21 protein-coding genes are annotated in these 19848 nt (G+C 66.6%); 10 read left to right on the top strand and 11 right to left on the bottom strand.

Features of this window, described 5'->3' with window-relative positions; translation table 11 throughout:
- The first annotated feature begins 32 nt into the window (after nucleotides 1-32).
- Nucleotides 33-1667, top strand: coding sequence for an exodeoxyribonuclease VII large subunit (gene xseA, locus IF809_RS10930; RefSeq protein ID WP_462837584.1), 1635 nt, complete (start codon nucleotides 33-35; stop codon nucleotides 1665-1667).
- Nucleotides 1668-1888: 221 nt separating this feature from the next.
- On the opposite strand, the gene IF809_RS10925 is transcribed toward xseA, so the two are convergent.
- Together IF809_RS10925 and IF809_RS10920 are read right to left on the bottom strand one after the other, a co-directional pair.
- Nucleotides 1889-2038 carry a hypothetical protein gene (locus IF809_RS10925; RefSeq protein WP_128968396.1) on the bottom strand — a complete coding sequence of 50 codons (150 nt, stop codon included), beginning with the start codon at nucleotides 2036-2038 and terminating at the stop codon, nucleotides 1889-1891.
- Nucleotides 2039-2098: 60 nt separating this feature from the next.
- On the bottom strand, nucleotides 2099-2929 hold the full coding sequence (locus tag IF809_RS10920; RefSeq protein ID WP_462837583.1) for a dienelactone hydrolase family protein: 831 nt from the start codon (nucleotides 2927-2929) through the stop codon (nucleotides 2099-2101).
- Nucleotides 2930-3097: 168 nt separating this feature from the next.
- On the opposite strand from IF809_RS10920, the gene IF809_RS10915 reads away from it, so the two are divergent.
- The gene (locus IF809_RS10915; protein ID WP_128968398.1) at nucleotides 3098-3325 is read left to right on the top strand and encodes a DUF2093 domain-containing protein; all 228 of its coding nucleotides are present in this window, start codon (nucleotides 3098-3100) and stop codon (nucleotides 3323-3325) included.
- Nucleotides 3326-3338: 13 nt separating this feature from the next.
- On the opposite strand, the gene lpxK is transcribed toward IF809_RS10915, so the two are convergent.
- The 6 genes from lpxK to IF809_RS10885 form a co-directional block, all read right to left on the bottom strand.
- On the bottom strand, nucleotides 3339-4355 hold the full coding sequence (gene lpxK, locus IF809_RS10910) for a tetraacyldisaccharide 4'-kinase (RefSeq protein WP_462837582.1): 1017 nt from the start codon (nucleotides 4353-4355) through the stop codon (nucleotides 3339-3341).
- Nucleotides 4348-5706: a 3-deoxy-D-manno-octulosonic acid transferase gene (locus IF809_RS10905; RefSeq protein WP_453993307.1), complete on the bottom strand. Its 1359-nt coding sequence runs from the start codon at nucleotides 5704-5706 to the stop codon at nucleotides 4348-4350. Before IF809_RS10905 ends, lpxK begins: the two co-directional genes overlap by 8 nt.
- Nucleotides 5669-6382 (bottom strand): lysophospholipid acyltransferase family protein, encoded by a 714-nt coding sequence (locus IF809_RS10900; RefSeq protein WP_128968401.1) that lies wholly within the window; start codon nucleotides 6380-6382, stop codon nucleotides 5669-5671. Before IF809_RS10900 ends, IF809_RS10905 begins: the two co-directional genes overlap by 38 nt.
- Complete coding sequence (locus tag IF809_RS10895) at nucleotides 6379-6621, bottom strand: DUF4170 domain-containing protein (RefSeq protein ID WP_028134338.1); 243 nt, start codon at nucleotides 6619-6621, stop codon at nucleotides 6379-6381. Before IF809_RS10895 ends, IF809_RS10900 begins: the two co-directional genes overlap by 4 nt.
- 62 nt (nucleotides 6622-6683) lie before the next feature.
- Complete coding sequence (locus IF809_RS10890) at nucleotides 6684-7496, bottom strand: 3'(2'),5'-bisphosphate nucleotidase CysQ (RefSeq protein WP_128968402.1); 813 nt, start codon at nucleotides 7494-7496, stop codon at nucleotides 6684-6686.
- Nucleotides 7483-8886 carry a TldD/PmbA family protein gene (locus IF809_RS10885; protein WP_128968403.1) on the bottom strand — a complete coding sequence of 468 codons (1404 nt, stop codon included), beginning with the start codon at nucleotides 8884-8886 and terminating at the stop codon, nucleotides 7483-7485. Before IF809_RS10885 ends, IF809_RS10890 begins: the two co-directional genes overlap by 14 nt.
- Before the next feature lie 279 nt (nucleotides 8887-9165).
- Here IF809_RS10885 and IF809_RS10880 point away from each other — a divergent pair, with 279 nt between their 5' ends.
- Nucleotides 9166-9684, top strand: a complete 519-nt coding sequence (locus IF809_RS10880) for a DUF6101 family protein (RefSeq protein ID WP_128968404.1) — start codon at nucleotides 9166-9168, stop codon at nucleotides 9682-9684.
- Between the two features lie 110 nt (nucleotides 9685-9794).
- Here IF809_RS10880 and ubiA read toward each other — a convergent pair whose 3' ends face one another.
- On the bottom strand, nucleotides 9795-10727 hold the full coding sequence (gene ubiA, locus IF809_RS10875) for a 4-hydroxybenzoate octaprenyltransferase (RefSeq protein ID WP_462837581.1): 933 nt from the start codon (nucleotides 10725-10727) through the stop codon (nucleotides 9795-9797).
- Nucleotides 10724-11386: a hypothetical protein gene (locus IF809_RS10870; RefSeq protein ID WP_462837645.1), complete on the bottom strand. Its 663-nt coding sequence runs from the start codon at nucleotides 11384-11386 to the stop codon at nucleotides 10724-10726. The genes ubiA and IF809_RS10870 overlap by 4 nt, the downstream gene beginning before the upstream one ends.
- Nucleotides 11387-11595: 209 nt before the next feature.
- On the opposite strand from IF809_RS10870, the gene IF809_RS10865 reads away from it, so the two are divergent.
- From IF809_RS10865 to IF809_RS10840, 6 genes are all read left to right on the top strand, one after another.
- Nucleotides 11596-12351, top strand: a complete 756-nt coding sequence (locus tag IF809_RS10865) for a 16S rRNA (uracil(1498)-N(3))-methyltransferase (RefSeq protein ID WP_128968406.1) — start codon at nucleotides 11596-11598, stop codon at nucleotides 12349-12351.
- A 340-nt stretch (nucleotides 12352-12691) separates the two neighbouring features.
- Nucleotides 12692-13843, top strand: coding sequence for an ATP phosphoribosyltransferase regulatory subunit (locus IF809_RS10860; protein ID WP_462837580.1), 1152 nt, complete (start codon nucleotides 12692-12694; stop codon nucleotides 13841-13843).
- 3 nt (nucleotides 13844-13846) lie between these two features.
- On the top strand, nucleotides 13847-14824 hold the full coding sequence (gene hisG / locus IF809_RS10855; RefSeq protein WP_128968408.1) for an ATP phosphoribosyltransferase: 978 nt from the start codon (nucleotides 13847-13849) through the stop codon (nucleotides 14822-14824).
- Between the two features lie 86 nt (nucleotides 14825-14910).
- On the top strand, nucleotides 14911-15957 hold the full coding sequence (locus IF809_RS10850; RefSeq protein ID WP_128968409.1) for a glycosyltransferase family 2 protein: 1047 nt from the start codon (nucleotides 14911-14913) through the stop codon (nucleotides 15955-15957).
- A complete protein-coding gene (locus tag IF809_RS10845; RefSeq protein WP_128968410.1) occupies nucleotides 15954-16799 on the top strand; it encodes a ChbG/HpnK family deacetylase in 846 nt (281 codons plus the stop codon). Before IF809_RS10850 ends, IF809_RS10845 begins: the two co-directional genes overlap by 4 nt.
- 125 nt (nucleotides 16800-16924) lie before the next feature.
- Nucleotides 16925-17743 (top strand): DUF2076 domain-containing protein, encoded by an 819-nt coding sequence (locus IF809_RS10840; protein WP_462837579.1) that lies wholly within the window; start codon nucleotides 16925-16927, stop codon nucleotides 17741-17743.
- 69 nt (nucleotides 17744-17812) lie between these two features.
- Here the strand turns inward: IF809_RS10840 and IF809_RS10835 are convergent, their stop codons facing one another.
- Nucleotides 17813-18628: a L,D-transpeptidase gene (locus tag IF809_RS10835; protein ID WP_128968412.1), complete on the bottom strand. Its 816-nt coding sequence runs from the start codon at nucleotides 18626-18628 to the stop codon at nucleotides 17813-17815.
- A 316-nt stretch (nucleotides 18629-18944) separates the two neighbouring features.
- Here IF809_RS10835 and IF809_RS10830 point away from each other — a divergent pair, with 316 nt between their 5' ends.
- Nucleotides 18945-19724: a protein phosphatase CheZ gene (locus IF809_RS10830; RefSeq protein ID WP_128968413.1), complete on the top strand. Its 780-nt coding sequence runs from the start codon at nucleotides 18945-18947 to the stop codon at nucleotides 19722-19724.
- The last annotated feature ends 124 nt before the right edge of the window (nucleotides 19725-19848 follow it).

Genomic DNA, 19848 nt, shown 5'->3' with positions numbered 1-19848 from the left:
GAAAATCCTTAACGTCGAGTCCGAACCCCAACATGCCGAATCGTTTGCAGATGCCGCCCGCGGAACCTCTTCACAACGCGCCTGAATTCACCGTCTCCGAGCTGTCGCAGTCCCTGAAGCGGACGGTGGAGGACACCTATGGCCATGTCCGGGTGCGCGGCGAGATCTCGGGATTCCGCGGCGCCCATTCCTCCGGCCATTGCTATTTCGCGCTGAAGGACGAGAGCGCCAAGATCGAGGCGGTGATCTGGAAGGGCGTGCACGGCCGCATGCGCTTCAAGCCCCAGGAGGGGCTCGAGGTGATCGCGACCGGCAAGCTCACGACCTATCCGGGCTCCTCGAAATACCAGATCGTCATCGAGGCGCTGGAGCCGGCCGGCATCGGCGCGCTGATGGCGCTGATGGAGGAGCGCAAGAAGAAGCTCGCCGCCGAAGGCCTGTTCGACGAGGCGCGCAAGCAGCTCCTGCCCTGGCTGCCCGAGGTGATCGGCGTCGTGACCTCGCCGACCGGCGCCGTGATCCGCGACATCCTGCATCGGCTGGAGGACCGCTTCCCCCGCCACGTGCTGGTGTGGCCGGTGAAGGTGCAGGGCGAAGGCTCGGCCGAGCAGGTCGCGGCGGCGATCCGCGGCTTCAACGCGCTGCCGGAGGGCGGCAGGATTCCACGGCCCGACGTGCTCATCGTCGCGCGCGGCGGCGGCTCGCTGGAGGATCTCTGGTCGTTCAACGAGGAGATCGTGGTGCGGGCGGCGGCCGAGAGCATGATCCCGCTGATCTCGGCGGTGGGGCACGAGACCGACATCACGCTGATCGATTTCGTCGCAGACAAGCGCGCGCCGACGCCGACGGCGGCGGCCGAAATGGCGGTGCCGGTGCGCAGCGATCTGTTCGTCGAGGTCGCCGACCTCGCGCGGCGCACGCGGGCCTGCTGGCAGCGCGGCCATGAAAACCGCCGCAACGAGCTTCGCGCGGCTGCGCGTGCGCTGCCGGCGGCCGGCGATCTGCTCGCGATCCCCCGGCAGCGGCTGGATTCGGCGGGCAGCGCCCTGCCCCGCGGGCTCAAGGCGAGCACGCATGCACATTTCCGCAGGTTCACGGCGGCGAGCGCCAAGCTGACGCTGCGGGTGCTGCACGGCCAGATCGCGCAGGCCGATCATCGCCTCACTGTATCAGGCGAACGGCTCGGCCTCTCCGCGCGGTCGCTGCTGCGGCGACGGCGCGACCGCTTCGCCGGGCTTGAAGTCCGCTTGCGCGCCTCAAAGCTCTCCAACGCCCAGGCGCAGCGCAACGCGATTCTCCGCCAGCGCGAGCGAACCCATCGCCTCGCCGAGCGCGCCGGCCGCGCGCTGCTCACGCTGCTGCAACGGCTGGACGCCCGCGTCGAGAACAGCGGCAAGCTGCTCTCCGCCCTGTCCTATCGCGGCGTGCTCGCCCGCGGCTTCGCGCTGGTGCGCGACGAGGCGGGGCACCCGCTGCATTCGGCGGACGCGGTGGGGCCCGGCGCACGTGTCGAGATCGAGTTCGCGGATGGCCGCGTCGGCGCGACCGCGGATGCGGACCGGCCGGCGCCCGCGCCCAAGCGCGCGCCAGCGAAGGCCGCGCCGCAGGACACGAAGCCCGCGCCGAAGCGCGTGGCCAAGCCGGTGGATCAGGGCAGCTTGTTCTGAGCGCGTTGGGAATGCGGTGGCGCCGCCAGCACCGCTGCGTTCCCTCCCCCCTTGTGGGGGAGGGTTAGGGAGAGGGGTACCACACGGCACACTCTCTCAACTATGCGCCAGGATTGCATTCGACAGAATCGATAGACCTTTTGCTGGGCTACCCCTCTCCCCCGCCCTCTCCCACAAGGGGGGAGGGAGCGCAGTGTGCGCTATGGCACATGCGTGCGCCCCTACCGGCAGGACAAGCCCGCGTCGATCGTGGTCCAGAAGCCGCAATGATCGGGCGCGCGCAGGGGTGAGCCGGCGTGGGCTTCGAACAGGAACACCGCGACGGTGAAGACGGCCAGTGCGGAGGAGAAGATGACGATGCGACTACGCATGAAGGATGCGTTTAGCCGACATCATGGTCGAAGTATGACGTCCGCCTTCGCTCTATAGAGCTACCGCGCCAGCCACTCCGCGACTTCCTTCTGCGACTCCGCGCGCGCTTCGGAATCGGTGCCGAGATGGCCGTGCTCGGGCGCGGCGGCATCAGGGCTGCCGCCGGCGGCATGCAGCGGCGTGTTGGCGCGGTCGAAATCGTGATAGGCGCCGGGATAGACCACGATGCGCGCGAGCGCGCTGCGGCCGTGCGCGCCCTCGACCATCTGGCGGCAGGCCGGCGGCGAGGACACGTCGTCATTGGCGCCGATCAGGAGCAGCGTCGGCACGCGCGTGCTCCAGCCGAGACCGGCGGAGATCCGGCAATCCGGATAGAACGCGATCGCGGCGCGGTAATCCGGGCCGGCATCGCGCGCCGCGGCCTGCGGACGCACCGCCCAGAGCAGCGCGCTGGCGCCGTTGGCCCAGCCGATCAGGCTGACGCGGTCGCGCTCCACCCAGTTCTGCTTCATCAGCCAGGCGCGCGAGGCCGCGATGTCGGTGACGCGCTCGCGCCGCGCCTTGACGTGCGCCTCCTTGACGCGGCATTGCGGCCCGAGCTCGCGCGAGCCGTAGCTGTCCGGCAGCAGGACGGCGTTCCCCGCCTTGAGCAGGCGCTCGGCCCAATCGCGATAGCGCGGCAGGACGGAATCGGACCGGCTGCCGAGGCCGCCGCAGCCATGCAGTGCGATCACCGTCGGGAAGGGACCAGCCCCCTCCGGCTTGAACAGCTGCGCGTGCAGCACGCCCGAGGACAGCGGTATCTCCACCTGCGCAGGCGCAGGCATCTGCGCGGCTTGCGCAGCCGAGATCAAAAGCGTCAGGAACAGGGCGGAAATGACGGGGCGCATCGGACTCTGTCGAAAGGGTGCCGCAGGGCTTCAAGCACTATCATGCGTAAACGGTTGCAAAACATCACAAACCGGTGGGTTTGACGGGCGGACAAGCCTTCCTATCTATGGTACATCCACAGCAACACATCGTGCCCCCTCGAGGGCCATCCACGGAGACTTTCGACCGTGCTGAACAAGTTCGGCCCCTCGGGCCATGGCGAAGCGCAGGTGCAATATCTCGACGGCGATTTCCGCGTGATCTCGCCGGGAACGTTCGTGCGCTGCGCCATCACCGACACACGGATCCCGCTCGACGAGCTGAAATACTGGAGCGTGGATCTGCAGGAGGCCTACGCCACGCCGGCGGCGGTGCTGCAGCGGCATTTTCCGAACGCGCCGAAACCGCAGAGTTGATGTTGCGGCGAGATCAGCGCGTGCTGAAACGCCGCTCGCGGGCCTTGTAGAGCTGCTCGCTGATCAGCTGCTTGAGCCTGGCCGGATCGTCGAACTCGAGCTGGACGGCGAACGGCACGATGGCGTCAGGCACGCCGTCGCTGCCGGAGAGGCGCGCGAGGTCTTTCTCCGTCGTCACCATCGTGAGCTGCTCGCGCTGCGCATCCGCGGCGAGCGCGGCGAGCTCGGCCGACGAAAACACGTGATGGTCTGCGAAGGACCGCGTGCTGATCACCTCGAGGCCGCAGGCACGAAGGGTGCGGAAGAAGCGTTCGGGATCGCCGATGCCGGCGAAGGCCAGCACGCGCTTGCCGAACAGTTGCGCGAGCGAGGCCGCATCCGGCTTCAGCCGCGCCCGCAGCACCGGCTTGCCACGCGCGGAGATCTCCGCCGCGACTTGGTCCGCAGCATGGCCGTCGCCGATCAGCACCAGCGCATCGGTGCGCGCGAGCTGCGGCTTAAGCGGCGCGCGCAGGGGACCGGCCGGAAACAACTTGCCATTGCCGAGGCCGCGTTCGCTGTCGATCACGATCAGCGAGGCATCCTTGAGCAGAAGCGGATTCTGGAAGCCGTCATCCATCAGGATCAATGTCGCGCCCTGCGACTTCGCCAGCGCGACGCCATCGATGCGGTCGCGCGCCACCGCAACCTTGACATCGCGCGCCATCATCAGCGGCTCGTCGCCGACATCGGACGCGGTGTGACGTTCGCGGTCGACCATGACCGGGCCGTGCAGGCGCCCGCCATAGCCGCGGCTGAGCACGACAGGCGTCTCGCCGAGCTCGCGCAGCAGCTTCGTCAGCGCCAGCACGGTCGGCGTCTTGCCGGCGCCGCCGACATGATAATTGCCGACGCAGAGCACGGGGATGCCGGCGTCAAAGCCCTTGCGCGCCATGCGGCGCGCGGTGATGGCGCCATAGAGCGCGCCCAGCGGACTGAGCAGGAGCGACGTCGGAGAGCGCGGCCGGTACCAGAAGGCCGGCTCACGCATTGGCGGCTCCCATCTCGATGCGAAGCTGCATCAGATACGGCTCGAGTGCCGCCATGGTGCGATCGAGCGCGCCGCCGAGCTCCGCGACCACGCCGGCGCCCGCGCGCTGCATCTTGTCGCGCACGACGGGATCGGCGAGCAGCAGACCGAGCTGCTTGACCAGCGTCTCCTGCGTGTCGGCCACGCGCGCCCCGCCGCTTTGATCGAGCGCCTGATAGACGTCGGAGAAGTTGAAGACGTTCGGACCATGGACGATGGCGGCCCCTAGCTTGATCGCCTCGATCGGATTCTGCCCGCCATGGCGGATCAGCGAGCCGCCCATGAACACGATGGGCGAGAGACGGTAGAACAGGCCGAGCTCGCCCATGGTGTCGGCGACATAGATGTCGGTCGTCGCCGCCGGAAGCTCGTCGCGCGAGCGCAAGGCCGGCTTCAGGCCGGACGCCGTAATCATCCCTGCGATCGCGGAGCCGCGATCCGGATGCCGCGGCACGATGACGGTCAGAAGCTGCGGGAAGATGCCGACGAGGCTGCGATGCGCCGCGACCAGCATCTCGTCCTCGCCCGGATGGGTCGAGGCCGCGACGATGATCGGTCGTCCCCGCGTCATCGTCATCAGCCGTTCGAGCTTGGCGGGATCGGCCGGCGGCGCCGGCACGTCGAGCTTGAGATTGCCCGTGGTGACGACATCGCGGCCGCCGAGCGTGGCGAAGCGTTCGGCGTCGGTCCTGGACTGCGCGAGGCAAATGTCGAACCGCGACAGCAGCGCCGAGATGGTGCCGTGCATCCGCCGCCAGCGCGGAAACGAACGCGGCGACATCCGCCCGTTGATCAGCACCATCGGCACCCGGCGCGCCGCGCCCGCGAGAATCAGGTTCGGCCACAGATCGGATTCGATGAACAGCGCCAGCGACGGCTTCCAGTGATCGAGGAAGCGCGCGACGTAGCGCGGGGAATCATACGGCACGTATTGATGGATGACGTCGGGCGGAAAGCGTTTTGCGACCACGGCCGCCGAGGTGACCGTGCCCGAGGTGAGCAGGATGCGCAAATTGAGTTCGCGCAGGCGCTCGATCAGCGCCGCGGCCGCCAGCACCTCGCCGACGCTGGCGCCGTGGATCCAGACCAGCGGGCCGTGCGGCCGCACGTCCTGGGACAGGCCCCGCCGCTCGCCGACGCGGGCGGGGTCTTCCTTGCCCTGCTTGAGCCGCCGCTTAATCAGCGCCGGCGCGAGCGGCACGAGGCCTTTGGCGAGGCGCCGGTACATCCGCAGCGTCATTGGCAGGGACTTCGGCAGCGAATTGGGCAGCGAGCTAGCCATCGGCCGGCCCCGGACGTCCGAGCTGCGCATAGGCGCGGCGCGTGGCTTCGTTCAGCGTCTCTTCCAGCTCCAGCCGCAGCGTTTCCATCATGGCGGCATCGGCATCGGCGGGAACGTGGATTTCCTTGATGCCGACCAGGGCGCCCCGCCCGAACGGCAGGTTGATGGTGGTACGGTCCCAGTTCTTGAGCCTGATGAAGCGACTGGTCGCCATCGCGAAAGGCATGATCGGCCGCCCCGATTCCCGTGCCAGCATGATGATGCCGAGCCCGGCCACGCGCGCGCGCTTGGGGACATCGGCGGTCAACGCGACATTACAACCGTCCTGGAGCGTACGCACCATCTCCTTGAAGGCGCCGACGCCACCTTTGCGGTGGAAAGCGCCGCCATGGTCACCGGAACCTCTGATGGTGCCGATGCCAAGCCGCTCCACTGCGATCGCGTTGAACTCGCCGTCGCGATGGCGCGAGATCAGGACCTTGGCGCGGTAGGAGTCCTTGTTCTTGATGAACGGCGTGAGGAAATGCTGGCCGTGCCAGAAGGCGAAGATGGCGGGGATCTGCGGCTCGACGCGTTCATAGACGTCGGGCGGATCGAAGGTGAATTTGTTGGTCCGCCAGACCAGGCGCAGATATTCGGCCGCCAGAACCCCGACGGCACGCTGAAACCAGCTGCTTCGCAGCGTATTGCGAAGCAGTTTTTTCAACGCGCCGGTTCTTGATTCGGGTCGAGCAGCCGGTGGAGATGGACGATGAAATAGCGCATCTGCGCATTGTCGACCGTGCTCTGCGCCTTGGCGCGCCAGGCGGCGTGCGCCGTCGCATAATTCGGGTACAGGCCGACGATCTCGACGTCGTCGAGATTCTTGAAGACGTTTTGCTCGAGATCGACGAGCTCGCCGCCGATCACGAGATGAAGCAGTTGCTGCGGGGCACTATCTGGCATGAGTTCTGTTCCTAACGGGCTGCCCGGCAAAGCAGTGGTCGACAAGCACGCCGACAAGCGCTTCAGGGCAAGGGACGGTTTCGAAAATGCGCGACAATGCTCGCATGACGATCGCGTCCCGCTGCCACCAGCACCCCGTGCGTCACTTCCCGACGATTATAAAGGATGGGATCTCCGGAGAGGTCGCTCATCCTACCATCCGCTTCCTGCACGATCAAATCGGCCGCCGCAAGGTCCCAATCATGGCTGTTGCCCCCCGCAAAGGCCGCATCCAGCCCGCCATGGGCGACCCGGCACAGGCGGAGCGCCAGCGAGCCGATTCGCGGATGCAGCTTGATCTCGCCCAGCGACGGCTTCAGCCGCTCGACCAGCGGCTTGGGGCCGGCAACGCGCGAGAAATCGAGCGCGGCTCCTTGCGTCGCCTGGACCGGGACGTCGTTGAGCAGCGTGCCCCGACCGCGGACGGCGAAGAAGAACTCGTTGGTGACAGGCGCGAACACCGCGGCAAGCACGGGCGAGCCATCCTCGACCAGCGCCACGCTGACGCACCAATCGTCATGGCCACCGAGATAGTTGCGCGTGCCGTCGATGGGATCGACCACCCAGGTGAGCCGCCGCGACAACCGCGTGGAATCGTCGGCGCTCTCCTCCGACAGCCAGCCATAATCCGGCGTGGCACCGCGCAGGCGTGCCTCGAGGAGATCGTTGACGGCAATGTCGGCCTCGGAGACCGGCGAGGATGCGCCCTTGGTCCACTTCTTCAACTCGGTGCGGAACATCGACTGCGCCAATGCGCCCGCCTCCCGCACCGTGTCTTGCAGCAGCGCTGCGTCGCGCATCAGAACGTTTGCGTCGGAAAAGTCAGCGTCCGCCAAGCGTCAAACCCTCGATGCGCACCGTCGGCGCATTGATACCGTAGCGGAACTCCAGATTGTTGGCCGGCTGCATCGATTTGAAGATCTCGAACAGATGGCCGGCGATCGTCACCTCGCTGACGGGATAGGTGAGCTCGCCATTCTCGATCCAGAAGCCGGAGGCGCCGCGGCTGTAGTCGCCGGTGACGCCATTGACGCCCGAGCCGATCAAATCGGTGACGTAGAATCCCTGGCTGATGTCGGCGATCAGCTCGGCCGGGCTCGGCGTGCCGGGCTCGAGATGCAGATTATACGGCCCGGGCGACGGCGAGGACGAAACGCCGCGATGCGCGTGGCCGGTGGTGGTGAGACCGAGCTCGCGCGCGGTAGCGCAGTCGAGAAGCCAGGTCGTCAGCACGCCTTCATCGACCAGCGCGGTGCGTTTCACCGCAACGCCCTCGGCGTCGAAGGTCTGCGACCGCAGCCCGCGCTTGCGCAGGGGATCGTCGACGATGCGGATGTTCCTGGCGAACAGCTGCTGGCCGAGCCTGTCCTTGAGGAAGCTGGTCTTGCGCGCGATCGAGGCGCCGTTGATCGCGCCGACGAGATGGCCGACCAGCGAGCCCGCGACGCGCGGGTCGAACACGACAGGCACCTTGCAGGTCTCGACCTTGCGCGGATTGTAGCGCGCCACCGTGCGCTCGCCGGCGGATCGGCCGACCGCTTGTGGCGACAGCAGATCGGCGCCGTGCGGCGCCGAGGTGAAGTCGTAGTCGCGCTCCATGCTGGTGCCTTCGCCGGCGATTGCGGTCGCCGAGATGCCCTGGCTGGAGCGCAGGTACGAGCCATGGAAACCTGTCGAGGTGACGAGCACCATGCCGCCGATGCCTGATGAAGCCGAGGCACCGCCGGATTTGGATACGCCCTTCACCGCAAGCGCAGCAGCCTCGGCTTCCAGCGCGCGGCGCTCGAGCTCGGCCGTTGCGGGCACGTTGGGATCGAGAAGATCGAGATCGGGGAAATCGCGCGCGAGCAGCGCGGGATCGGCAAGGCCGACATATTTGTCGGATGGAGCGACGCGTGCCATTGCAACGGCGCGTTCGGCAAGCTTGGTCACGGCATCGCCGCTGACATCGTTGGTCGAGACCACGGCCTGACGCTGGCCGACCAAGACGCGCAGGCCGACGTCATCGCCCTCGGACCGTTCGGATTCCTCGACGCGGCCGTCGCGCACTTCGACACCTTGCGAGATGCCGCGCACCGCGACCGCATCGGCCGCATCCGCGCCCGCGCGCTTCGCCGCCTCGACCAGACGCTGAGCGAGATCCGAGAGCGCGGACTGATCGAACAGGTCGCGGTTGGCTTTGGACGAATCCTGGGGCGAAAGCGTCGAGCTTGGTGAAGGGTTCACAAACGAAATCCTGTTGGGACGCGGGAGGTCTCGGGGCGACCTTGGGCCCTGCACACCAGATGTGCCCAAATGGTGCGGACTTCAAGCGTTTTCAGCCCGCAAAAGGCTCAGATTCGCGAGACCGGCGCAACGTCTCGTCAATCATGCGCGCCAAGGTCTTGTCAATCATGCGGCCCGGTGACGCTGGGTTAACCAGCCTTTTTAAGCGGTTTCGGAAAGGTCTGCGCTAAGGTCCTCGCATCGACCGGGAACATAATCCTGGCGGGGAGAATGAAAGCCGTGAGGCGTCAAACATCAACATGCGGGGTCAACCCCGCCGGGTCGAGCCGCAGCCTGCGGCTCGACCCTCATTCCCTTCCGGTCCGCTTCGATGCGCATGATCCGCGCGCCGACGGCTACACGAGGCAAATCGAGCTTCATCGCGAACGCGTCGTGCTGCGCCGTGCCGTCCGCGGCATGCAGATGGCGATCAACGTGCGCGTCAGCGACTTCACCGGCGTCGCGCTGCGCGGCGCCGACGAGGCGCAGGCCCTCGTGCTGGTCCATCGCGATCCTTCCCTGTCCGTTCCGCTGCTGGTCGGTGCCGATGGCGACGAACTCACGCAAGCCTGGGCGATGTGGAGCGAGATCTTCGCGCTGCCGCAGCTCGACGAAGGCGCCCGCAAGCCCGCGGCCCGCCGCCGCCGCGCCAATGCGATCCGCGCCCGCCGTCCGAAATTCCTGATGCGCCGCCGCACCGCCATGACGCGCGAGCTGCCGGTCCATCGCGAAGAGCGCGAGATCATCGCAAGGAATTGAGCGGATTCCGTAGGGTGGGCAAAGCGAAGCGTGCCCACGTCTTTTATCAATCCTTGAGAGATGGTGGGCACGGCGCAAGAGCGCCTTTGCCAGCCTACGAGAGCTGCGAATTACGCCGCCCGCATCACCGCATCGGCCAGCAATCCCGCAAACAGCAGCGCACCGGCGTGCTTGTTCGAAAAGAACAGGCGTTTGCAAAGTTCGGGATCGTTGATCTTCAAGCGCAAGATCTGTGACGCCAAATGCGCGCCGAACGCGGCAAGGCCGATCCACGCCGGCCAGCGCGCATCGCCTGAGGCAAGCGCGACGCCGATCAGCATCACCGACAGCCCGTAGAACAGGATCAGCGCCTGGTGCGTGTGTGCGCCGAACAGGCGCGCGGTGGACTTGATGCCGATCAGCGCGTCATCATCGGCATCCTGATGCGCATAAATGGTGTCGTAGCCGATCACCCACGAAATCGCGCCGGCATAGAGCACGAGCGCGGTGACATCGATGCGTCCGAAAGTGACGGCAAAGCCCATCAGCGCGCCCCAGGAGAAGGCGAGCCCGAGCACGATCTGCGGCCACCAGGTGATGCGCTTCATGAAGGGATAGATCGCAACGATCAGAAGCGAGGCAATGCCGGTCAGGACCGCGAAGCGATTGAACTGGAGCAGCACAACGAGCCCGATCAGGGCCTGCGCAATCATGAAGGTCAGCGCCTGCTTCGTGGTCACCTGCCCCGACGGCAGCGGTCGCGAGCGGGTGCGCTCGACCTTGTCGTCGAGATCGCGATCGGTGATGTCGTTCCAGGTGCAGCCGGCACCGCGCATCACGAAGGCGCCGATGAAGAACAGCACGAGGGTGAGCGGCAGGCCGCGGACGTCATGTGCCATGCCGCTGGCGAGCGCGGCCGACCACCAGCACGGCATCAACAGCAGCCAGGAGCCGATCGGCCGGTCGAAGCGGGACAGGCGCAGATATGGCCGGGCCCATTGCGGCGCGAGCGTATCGACCCAGTTGCCGGTGGAGTCGGCAACACGGGCTGATGTGTCACTCATCGGGTGAGGACGTTGCCGTTGAGCGTGTCGAAGGTGCTGCCGCCCTTCTTGCCGGCATTGACTTCCGGCGCCGAGCCCGAACCCACCACTTCGCTGAGCGACGGACCGGCCGGACCGCGCGGCTGGTTCGCCATCTGCTGCGCGACGTTACAGACTTTCGTCTGCATGGCCTCGGTGTTCTTGTGACCGTCCTTCATCTGCGCGCCGATCTGCGGCGGGATTCCGCATTTGGCCGCGTTGGCCTCGACATACTTGATCATCTTGGACTCGGCCTGACCGAAGCTCCTGATCAGCTTGCAGGCTTCCTCAGGCGAGGCATGGCGGTCGCTCGCCGCCTTGATCAGCTTGCCGCGCTTCTCGGCCTCCTCGCGGAGCGGGATGAACGCCTTCATGCAATCCTCGCCGGGACCGGCTTGCGTCGGCGGAGCCGCGCTGAAAGCGCCGCCGCCTCCCCCAAGGGGCGCGGCGCCGTTGACCGGGAAGGAAGCCTGCGGCGCGACGCCGACGGAGGCAACCGGCGCCCGGCCGTTCACGGGCGGAAACGCAGAATCGGTTGCGGGCTGATTCGGCAGCGGTGCCGGGAACCCCTGGGCATGCGCACCCGCAGCACCCATGGCGACCATGGCGGCAGTAATCGGAAGCATCAAACGACGGATTATCAAGATAATCTCTCCGGCAGGAGCTTACGGGGTTCGGCGTCTTCCAATTGGAGCGCAACCAGCGTGCGCGCGATTTTACGATTCCCGCCGAGCCTTAACAACCCGTTGAATAGGGCAAGAGCGCGGCGCGCCGAGGCAGCATTTCGGCAATATTTACCCCGAAATGGCTGCTTTCGGTTAAGAACGGCGGCAAATCGGACCTTTGACCAATGCCCTCCCACGATTTTCGCGCCGCCCGCCTGTTCGTCGATGCCCCCCTGGCCCAGGACGCCAGGATCGCCCTCGACCGCGACCAGAGCAATTATCTCGGCAATGTGCTGCGGCTTTCCGCGGGCGCCGAGGTGCTGGCCTTCAACGGCCGCGACGGCGAATGGCAGGCGGCCATTGAAGGCCGCAAGCGGCCGGATGGCCTCGTGATCTTGCAGCAGACCCGGCCCCAGGACCGCCTGCTCGACCTCGCCTATGTCTTCGCCCCGCTCAAGCATGCTCGGCTCGACTACATGGTCCAGAAGGCCATCGAGATGGGCGCTGCCAGCCTGCGGCCTGTCCTGACCCGGTTCACCCAGGCCTCCCGCGTCAACACCGAACGGATGCGCGCCAATGTGGTCGAGGCGGCCGAGCAATGCGGGATTCTAAGCATCGCCAGTGTCGCCGAACCGGTGCCGCTGGAGCGTTACCTCAGCCAGCGCCCTGCCGACCGCCTGCTGATCTTCTGCGATGAGGCGGCCGAGCTCGAAAACCCCGTCCAGAGCCTGCAAGCCGCGCGCGAGCCCGGACGAGGTATCGACGTCCTGATCGGACCCGAGGGCGGCTTTGCCGAGGAAGAACGGGCCCTGTTGCTGCGCCAACCGAAGATCCTGCGGCTGGCCCTCGGCCCCCGGATCATGCGGGCCGACACCGCCGCCGTGGCGGCGCTGGCGCTCGTGCAGGCCGTGCTGGGCGATTGGGGCGGGGCGTCGGCCTAGAGACAGATCGAGCTGGGTCAACCGATCGCGCCACGGTTTCCCAAACTCTCCCGCTTGCGGGGGAGGTCGGCGCGAAGCGCCGGGTGGGGGCTCTCTCTACTCGGGATTTCTTCCGTGGGCCTCTGGCGATCCCGACGCGGAGGCACCCCCACCCCAGCCCTCCCCCGCAAGCGGGAGAGGGAGCGCACCGGTTTCGCGGCCGCGCGCCGGCGCCCGGCATTGCCCCGCCGTTAAGCGATTGATCCTTTGGAGGTCGAAACCGGTTTCGGGCCATGCTAAGGGCTGCGCCAACTCGCTTCCCACCTACCCCTGCCCGGCCTGCCGGGACGATGGACCCGTTATGACCGCGACTGCCACCTCAAATGCTGCCGGCTCCGCCGCCTGGGCGGATACGCTGCTGTTGTCGTTTGCGCAGGCCGGCTACGTCAGGGCCGAGCCGGCGATCCTGCAGCCGGCCGAGCCGTTCCTCGATCTGTCCGGCGAGGACATCCGCAAGAGCCTCTATCTCACGACCGACCTGTCCGGCGAGGAGCTCTGCCTGCGCCCCGACCTGACGATCCCGGTGGCACGCGACTACCTCGCTTCCGGCCGCGCCGGCCAGCCCGCCGGGTTCAGCTATTTGGGCCCCGTGTTTCGCTACCGCGGCGGGCAGCCGAGCGAATTCCTCCAGGCCGGCATCGAATCGTTCGGCCGGCAGGACCGCGCCGCCGCGGATGCCGAGATGCTGGCGCTGGCGCTGGAGGCGACGGCCGCCTTCGGCGTGCGCGACGTCGAGATCCGCACCGGCGATGTGGCGCTGTTCAATGCGCTGCTTGACGCCCTCAACCTCTACCCGGTCTGGCGCCGCCGCCTGGTCAAGGACTTCAACCGCAAGATCAGCCTGGAGCAGGATCTGGAGCGGCTGGCGGCTGCGACCACCGCGACCCGCAGCGAATACGAGGGCGTGCTGGCCGCGCTCGCCGGCTCGGACCGCAAGGCGGCGCTGGCCTTCGTCACCGATCTGATGTCGATCGCCGGGACCACCAATGTCGGCGGCCGGACCACGGCCGAGATCGCGGACCGCTTCCTCGAGCAGTCGACGCTGAAGGGCGGCGCGTTGCCGCGCGAAGCAATCGCGGTGCTGAAGCGCTTCCTGTCGATTACGGGCAATCCGGACGAGGCCGTCGCGGAGCTGCGTGCGCTCACCGCTGACGCCAAGCTCGATCTTGCCGGCGCGATCGACCAGTTCGAAAGCCGGGTCGGCTTCATGGCCGCGCGCGGCATCGAGGTGAAGACCACGCGCTTCTCGACCGCGTTCGGCCGCGGGCTCGACTACTACACCGGCTTCGAGTTCGAGCTGCATCACAGGGGCAATGGTGCCGAACCGCTGGTCGCCGGCGGCCGCTATGACGGGCTGATGACCCAGCTCGGATCGCCAACTCCGATTCCGGCCGTCGGCTTCTCGGTCTGGGTAGACGCGCTGACCAGGATCGGCCGAAAGGTGGGAGCTTAAGCCATGAGCGCGCCATTCGTTCTGGCCGTTCCCTCCAAGGGCCGCCTTCAGGAAAACGCCGAAGCCTTCTTCGCCCGCGCAGGACTCAAGCTGTCGAAGGCCGGCGGCGCTCGCGACTATCGCGGCACGATCGCGGGACTCGACAATGTCGAGGTCACCTATCTGTCGGCGAGCGAAATCGCCTCGCAACTGTCGCGTGGCTTCGCGCATCTCGGCGTCACCGGCGAAGACCTGGTGCGCGAGAACATCGCGGACGCCGACAAGCACGTCTCGCTGATCGACGGGCTCGGCTTCGGCTATGCCGACGTCGTGGTCGCGGTGCCGCAAGCCTGGATCGATGTCCGCACCATGGCTGACCTCGACGACGTCACCACCGGCTTCCGCGAGCAGCACCACATGCGGATGCGGGTCGCGACCAAGTTCGTCAACCTCACCCGCACCTTCTTCCAGACCCACGGCATCACCGATTACCGCATCGTCGAGAGCGCCGGTGCGACCGAGGGCGCGCCGGCGGCCGGCAGCGCCGAGCTGATCGTCGACATCACCACCACGGGCGCGACGCTCGCCGCCAACGGCTTGCGGGTGCTCGACGACGGCGTGATGCTGCGCAGCCAGGCCAATCTGGTGGCGTCAAAGCACGCCGACTGGTCGCCGCAGGCCCTCGAGACCGCGCGCGTCATCCTCGACCACATCGCGGCACGCGCGCGCGCCAACAAATACCGCGAGGTCCGGACCCGCTTCCGGCAATGCGACGCCGCCCTTCTCGGCGAGGCCCATAGCCGGTTCGGCGTCGAAGCTCCGTTCGGCGGGCCGACCTCATCGGGTATGCTGACGCTGCACTGCCCGCCAGGGCAGCTCTATGCGCTGGCGAGCTTCCTGCGCGAACATGGCGCCGAGACCGTCTCGGTGGTCTCGCTCGACTACGTGTTCGACCGGGAGAACCCGCTGTTCGCCAAGCTCGAGGCTTTCCTGCGGCGGTGAGTCTCATGTTCGTTCAGCGTAGCGACAGCAAGCGGCAGCTACCATATGCTGTTGGATGACCTTGAACGCCTCTGGAACCTTGATCGATGACGCTGGGCTCTGACGTTTCCGCCCTGACCACCACCGCAGCGAATGCCGCTGCGAAGGGGCTGTCGATTGTCGTCCCCGTCTACAACGAGGCGGCAGGCCTCGCCGCCCTGCACCAGCGCATCTGCGATCTCGCCAAGACCTTGCGGCAGCGCTATCGGCTCGCCTGCGAGGTCGTCTATGTCGACGACGGCAGCGCGGACGCGACGCTGTCGATCGCACGCAGCCTGCCGGCCGACGCGATCGACGTTCAGGTGGTGTCGCTGTCGCGCAATTTCGGCAAGGAGGCCGCCCTGATGGCCGGCCTCGATCACGCCCGCCTCGGCGCGGTCATGTTCATGGACGGCGACGGCCAGCATCCGCCTGCGCTGATCGAGCAGCTGGTGCGTCACTGGATCGATGACGGCTATGACGTCGTCTATACCGCCAAGGCTCATCGCGACAACGAGACGTTCCTGCGCCGGGTCGCCGTGCACGGCTTCTACGCGTTGATCAACTGGGGCGCCCGCCAGAAGATTCCGGAAGATGCCGGCGACTTCCGCCTGCTCTCGCCGCGCGCGGTGACGGCGCTGCGGCAACTCCCGGAGCGCAACCGTTTCTTCAAGGGCCTCGCCAGCTGGATCGGCTTCCGCCAGATCCGCGTCGATTACGAGCCTGCGGCGCGCGCCCATGGCGTCACCACCTTCAATGCTGCGCGTCTGCTCGGCCTCTCGATCGAGGGCCTCACGTCGTTCTCGGTGGCGCCGCTGCGCTTCGCCAGCCTGCTCGGAGTCGCGCTCGCCGGAGTCGCCTTCCTGTTCGGCCTCTCCATCCTCTGGGAAGTTTTCACCACAGGAAAGCAGGTCCCTGGCTATCCCTCGCTCGTGGTCGGCCTGATGACGATCGGCGGCGTGCAGCTCATCATGATCGGCATCGTCGGCGAATATATCGGCAAGATCCTCTCGGAGCTGAAGGCGCGTCCGATCTACTTCGTCGCCGAGCACAGCGAAAAGCATTTTGACGCCGACACCGCCGGCGACGCATCCAACAGGACCGCGGCCGAATGAGCGCGGCCGCGAGCCTGCGGCGGATCTGGCTCTGCGCCGACGATTACGGCATCAGCCCCGGGGTCAACCGCGCCATCCGCGACCTGATCGAGCGCGGCCGCCTCAACGCCACCTCGGTGATGATGGTCGGCCCCGCGATCGAGCGCGGCGAGATCGAGGCGCTTCAGGCAGCAGTGAAGGCGAGCCCGCGCTGCGCGATTGGACTGCACGTGACGCTGTCGGCCCCGTTCCGCCCGCTCACCATGCATTTCCGTCCGCTCGACGGCGACATGTTCATGGCCTTTCCAAAACTGTTGCGCGCCGGCTTGATGCGGCGGCTCGACAGCGAGTTCTTCCGCAACGAGGTGAGAGCGCAGCTCGTGGCCTTCGGGGAAGCCTTCGGCCGCGCACCCGACTTCGTCGACGGCCATCAGCACGTGCAGCTGTTTCCGCAGGTGCGCGACGGCTTCGTCGAGGCGGTCAGCGAGGCCGCGCCAAAGGCCTGGGTCCGCCAGGGCGGCCGCAACCTGCCGCTGGCACAGCGGCTGGCTTCGCCAAAAGCGATGGTGCTCGATGTCCTCAGCGCGCAATTCCGCCGCCGCGCAGCGCGCGCCGGTCTCGCATTCAATCCGGCCTTTGCCGGCGCCTATGATTTCACGCGCGCGGCCGATTTCGGCGAGCTGATGCGGCAATTCATCGAAGGCCTTCCAGAGGGCGGCCTGGTGATGTGCCATCCCGGCTTCGTCGACGAGGTCCTGACCGGTCTCGACCCGATGACTGACGTCCGCGAGCGCGAGCACGCCTATCTCGCCAGCGACGCCTTTGCGCGGCTTCTCGCGACCAGCCATGTGACATTGGCATGAAACCGGTGAAAGCCGCCCCACCGGCCAGTCTGTCGCATACCGAAATTTAATCCGGCCGCCACTGTTGGGGCCACAATGGAACCCTACATCCCGCTTGCGCTTGTTTCGCGCGAGGGAGACAGACCATGACGCCGCAGGAACGCCAGCTCGTCGACGATCTTTTCGACCGGCTTTCGAAACTGGAAAATGCACCGCGCGATCCCGACGCGATCGCCGCGATTTCGGACGGTTTGCGCAAGGCGCCGGGCGCCGTCTACGCGCTGGTGCAGACCACGCTGCTGCAGGACGAAGCACTGAAGCGCGCCCACAACCGCATCCAGGAGCTGGAAGCGGCGCAGGCGCCCGAGAAAGCCCAGTCCGGCGGCTTCCTCGACACCATGCGCGACACGCTGTTCGGCGGAAGCCAATCGCGCGGGTCGGTTCCGAACGTGCCGCCGCGTGAGCAGCGGCCGGTCTGGAACAGTGGCCAGGCGATGCAGCAGACCCAGCCGGGCTACGGCCAGCCGCCCTATGGTCAGGCCTACGGGCAAGGCCAGGGTTATGGACAAGGTTATGGCGCACCTCCGGTCGGCGGTGGCGGCTCGTTCCTGGGTACGGCGGCAGCCGCGGCGGCCGGCGTGGTCGGCGGATCGCTGCTGCTCTCCAGCATCCGCGGCATGATGGGCGGCGGCTCGCATCAGGCTTTCGGCGACACCACCATCATCGAGGAGCGCGGCGGCGGCAGCCCTTGGGGCGGTGACCAGTCGAACAGCTCGCTCGCCCGCGATGCCGGCCTCGACGACATCGGCTCGAATCGCGACTCGCGCCAGAGCTTCTTCGATCAAGGCTCGAACGATCGCGACGACAACGATCAGGACTACGACAACAACGACAACGGCAATACGGACATGGCCGACGACAGCGACTTCGGCGGCGGAGATGACGGCGGCAGCGATTTCGCGTGAGGCTGCTCGACAGTGCCAAACAAGAACGGCCGCCGATGAGGCGGCCGTTTCACGTCGAACAGCAGACGATCACATCACCACGACCTTGGTGCCGACATTGACACGGCCGTAGAGGTCGATGACGTCTTCGTTGCGCATGCGGATGCAGCCGGAGGAGACGTTGGTGCCGATGGTCCAGGGCTCGTTCGAGCCGTGGATGCGATAGAGCGTGGAGCCGAGATACATCGCACGCGCACCCAGCGGGTTTTCCGGGCCGCCCTCCATGTGCCTGGGCAGATCGGGACGGCGCGCGATCATTTCCGCCGGCGGCGTCCAATCCGGCCATTCGCGCTTGGCCGTGATCGACTTCACGCCGCTCCAGGTGAAGCCCTCGCGACCTACGCCGATGCCGTAACGCAGCGCGCGGCCGTTGCCCTCGACGAGGTAGAGGAACTTGTTGGTGGAATCGACGACGATCGTGCCGGCGCTTTCCTTGCCGGTATAGTCGACAAGCTGTTTCTCGAATTTCGGATCGAACGGACGCTGCCGCGGATCGATCGCCTCCTGCTGATAGCCTGCACCTTGCTGATAGCCGCCCTGCATCTGCGGCTCGCCCATTGGCGGCAGGCGGCGCGGATCGGCGTAAGCCGGCTGCTGCTGGTAGATCGGCTGCTGCGGCGCATAGGCCGGGCCGCGCCCGGGGCCGTCGCCGAACAGGAATTCGATGAAGCCGCCGCCCATATTGCCGTTGGAAGCCACGCGCACCGGGGCCGGAGCGACCTGCGGCTGATAGAGCACCGCGGGCGGATCGTTCGGAACGGTATTGTCGAATGCGCTGGCGCTGGGAGCGCCGACAATGAAGGCGCATGCGCTGCCGAGCAGCGCGACAGACATTTTCTTGAACATCGACGTACTCTGTACTGTTTCGTCTAGTTGCATTCGCCGCCGGACGCGCTGGCTGAATGTTCGCGCCCTCGACGTGGTCAATAAAGAGCAAACTCGGTTTCGTTTGGTAAACGGATCGGGCATTTCGATTCACCACGTCGCGAGCGGCGGCCCAATTCGGCGATCAGCGTTTATTTTCGGTGAAGGCGCGCGCCGCATGGTTAATCGCCCGTTTGCACGCCCTCGCGCGCGGCCGTTTCTCAGTTCCGGCTGTGAACCTCGTGTTAAAGTGCTTCTGCCTACAAAGACCCGTGAATGAGGTGGGGGGAGTATCCTGATGGCTGTTCACCGCAAACGTTTTCGTGTCGAGGATATCGCCGGCGGCGAGATGCCCATTCTTGACGTGACTGAAGAGGCAGGTCCGATGCACAGCGAGATCATGGCAGAGCTACGCGCGATCCGCGCACAGATGGCGAAAGGCACGGCGCCGCTGTCCGGCAGCGCAGCGATGGCTGCGATCGATGCCTCCACTGCCCACGAGCTTTCCGAAGCACGCACGATGCTCGATACCTATCGGGCCCAGATCGAGCAGTGCGAGAAGCTGAAGGTCGAACTCGACCTCATCCACGACGCCATCGACCGCACCAAGCGCGAGATCGCGACCCTGCACGGCAAGAGCTTCGACGGCGGCGAGATGGCCAAGGTCAATGGCGAACTCGGCGCAGTGGTCGGCGGCACCGAACAGGCGACGCAGCAGATCCTCGAAGCCGCGGAGTCGATCGACCAGGCCGCGAGCGCGATGTCCAAGGTGGACTCGGTGGATCAGCAGAAGCGGCTCGCCGACGACATTCAGGAACGCGTCATCTCGATCTTCGAAGCCTGCAACTTCCAGGACCTGACCGGCCAGCGCATCAGCAAGGTCATGACCACGATGAAGTTCATCGAGCAGCACATCAACGCGATGATGGAGATCTGGGGCGGCGTCGACGCGATCAAGGCTCACGTGCCGGCGCCGGTCGACAACCGCAGCGAAGACGAGAAGCTCCTCAACGGCCCGAAGCTCGCCGGCGATGCCGGCCACGCCTCGCAGGACGACATCGACGCGCTGTTCGACTGAGAGAGCGCGAATACGGACAAAGCAAAACGCCGGCCTTGGGGCCGGCGTCAGACCGCTGACAAAGTCCTCGCCATTGGCGGGGACTTTTGATTCATTGAGGGATGCTTCGCAAACCCTCGCCGCA

The sequence above is a fragment of the Bradyrhizobium sp. UFLA06-24 genome (assembly GCF_054967145.1).
The sequence above is the reverse complement of the archived record's forward strand: the minus strand, read 5'-3'. Positions and strand labels throughout refer to the sequence as shown.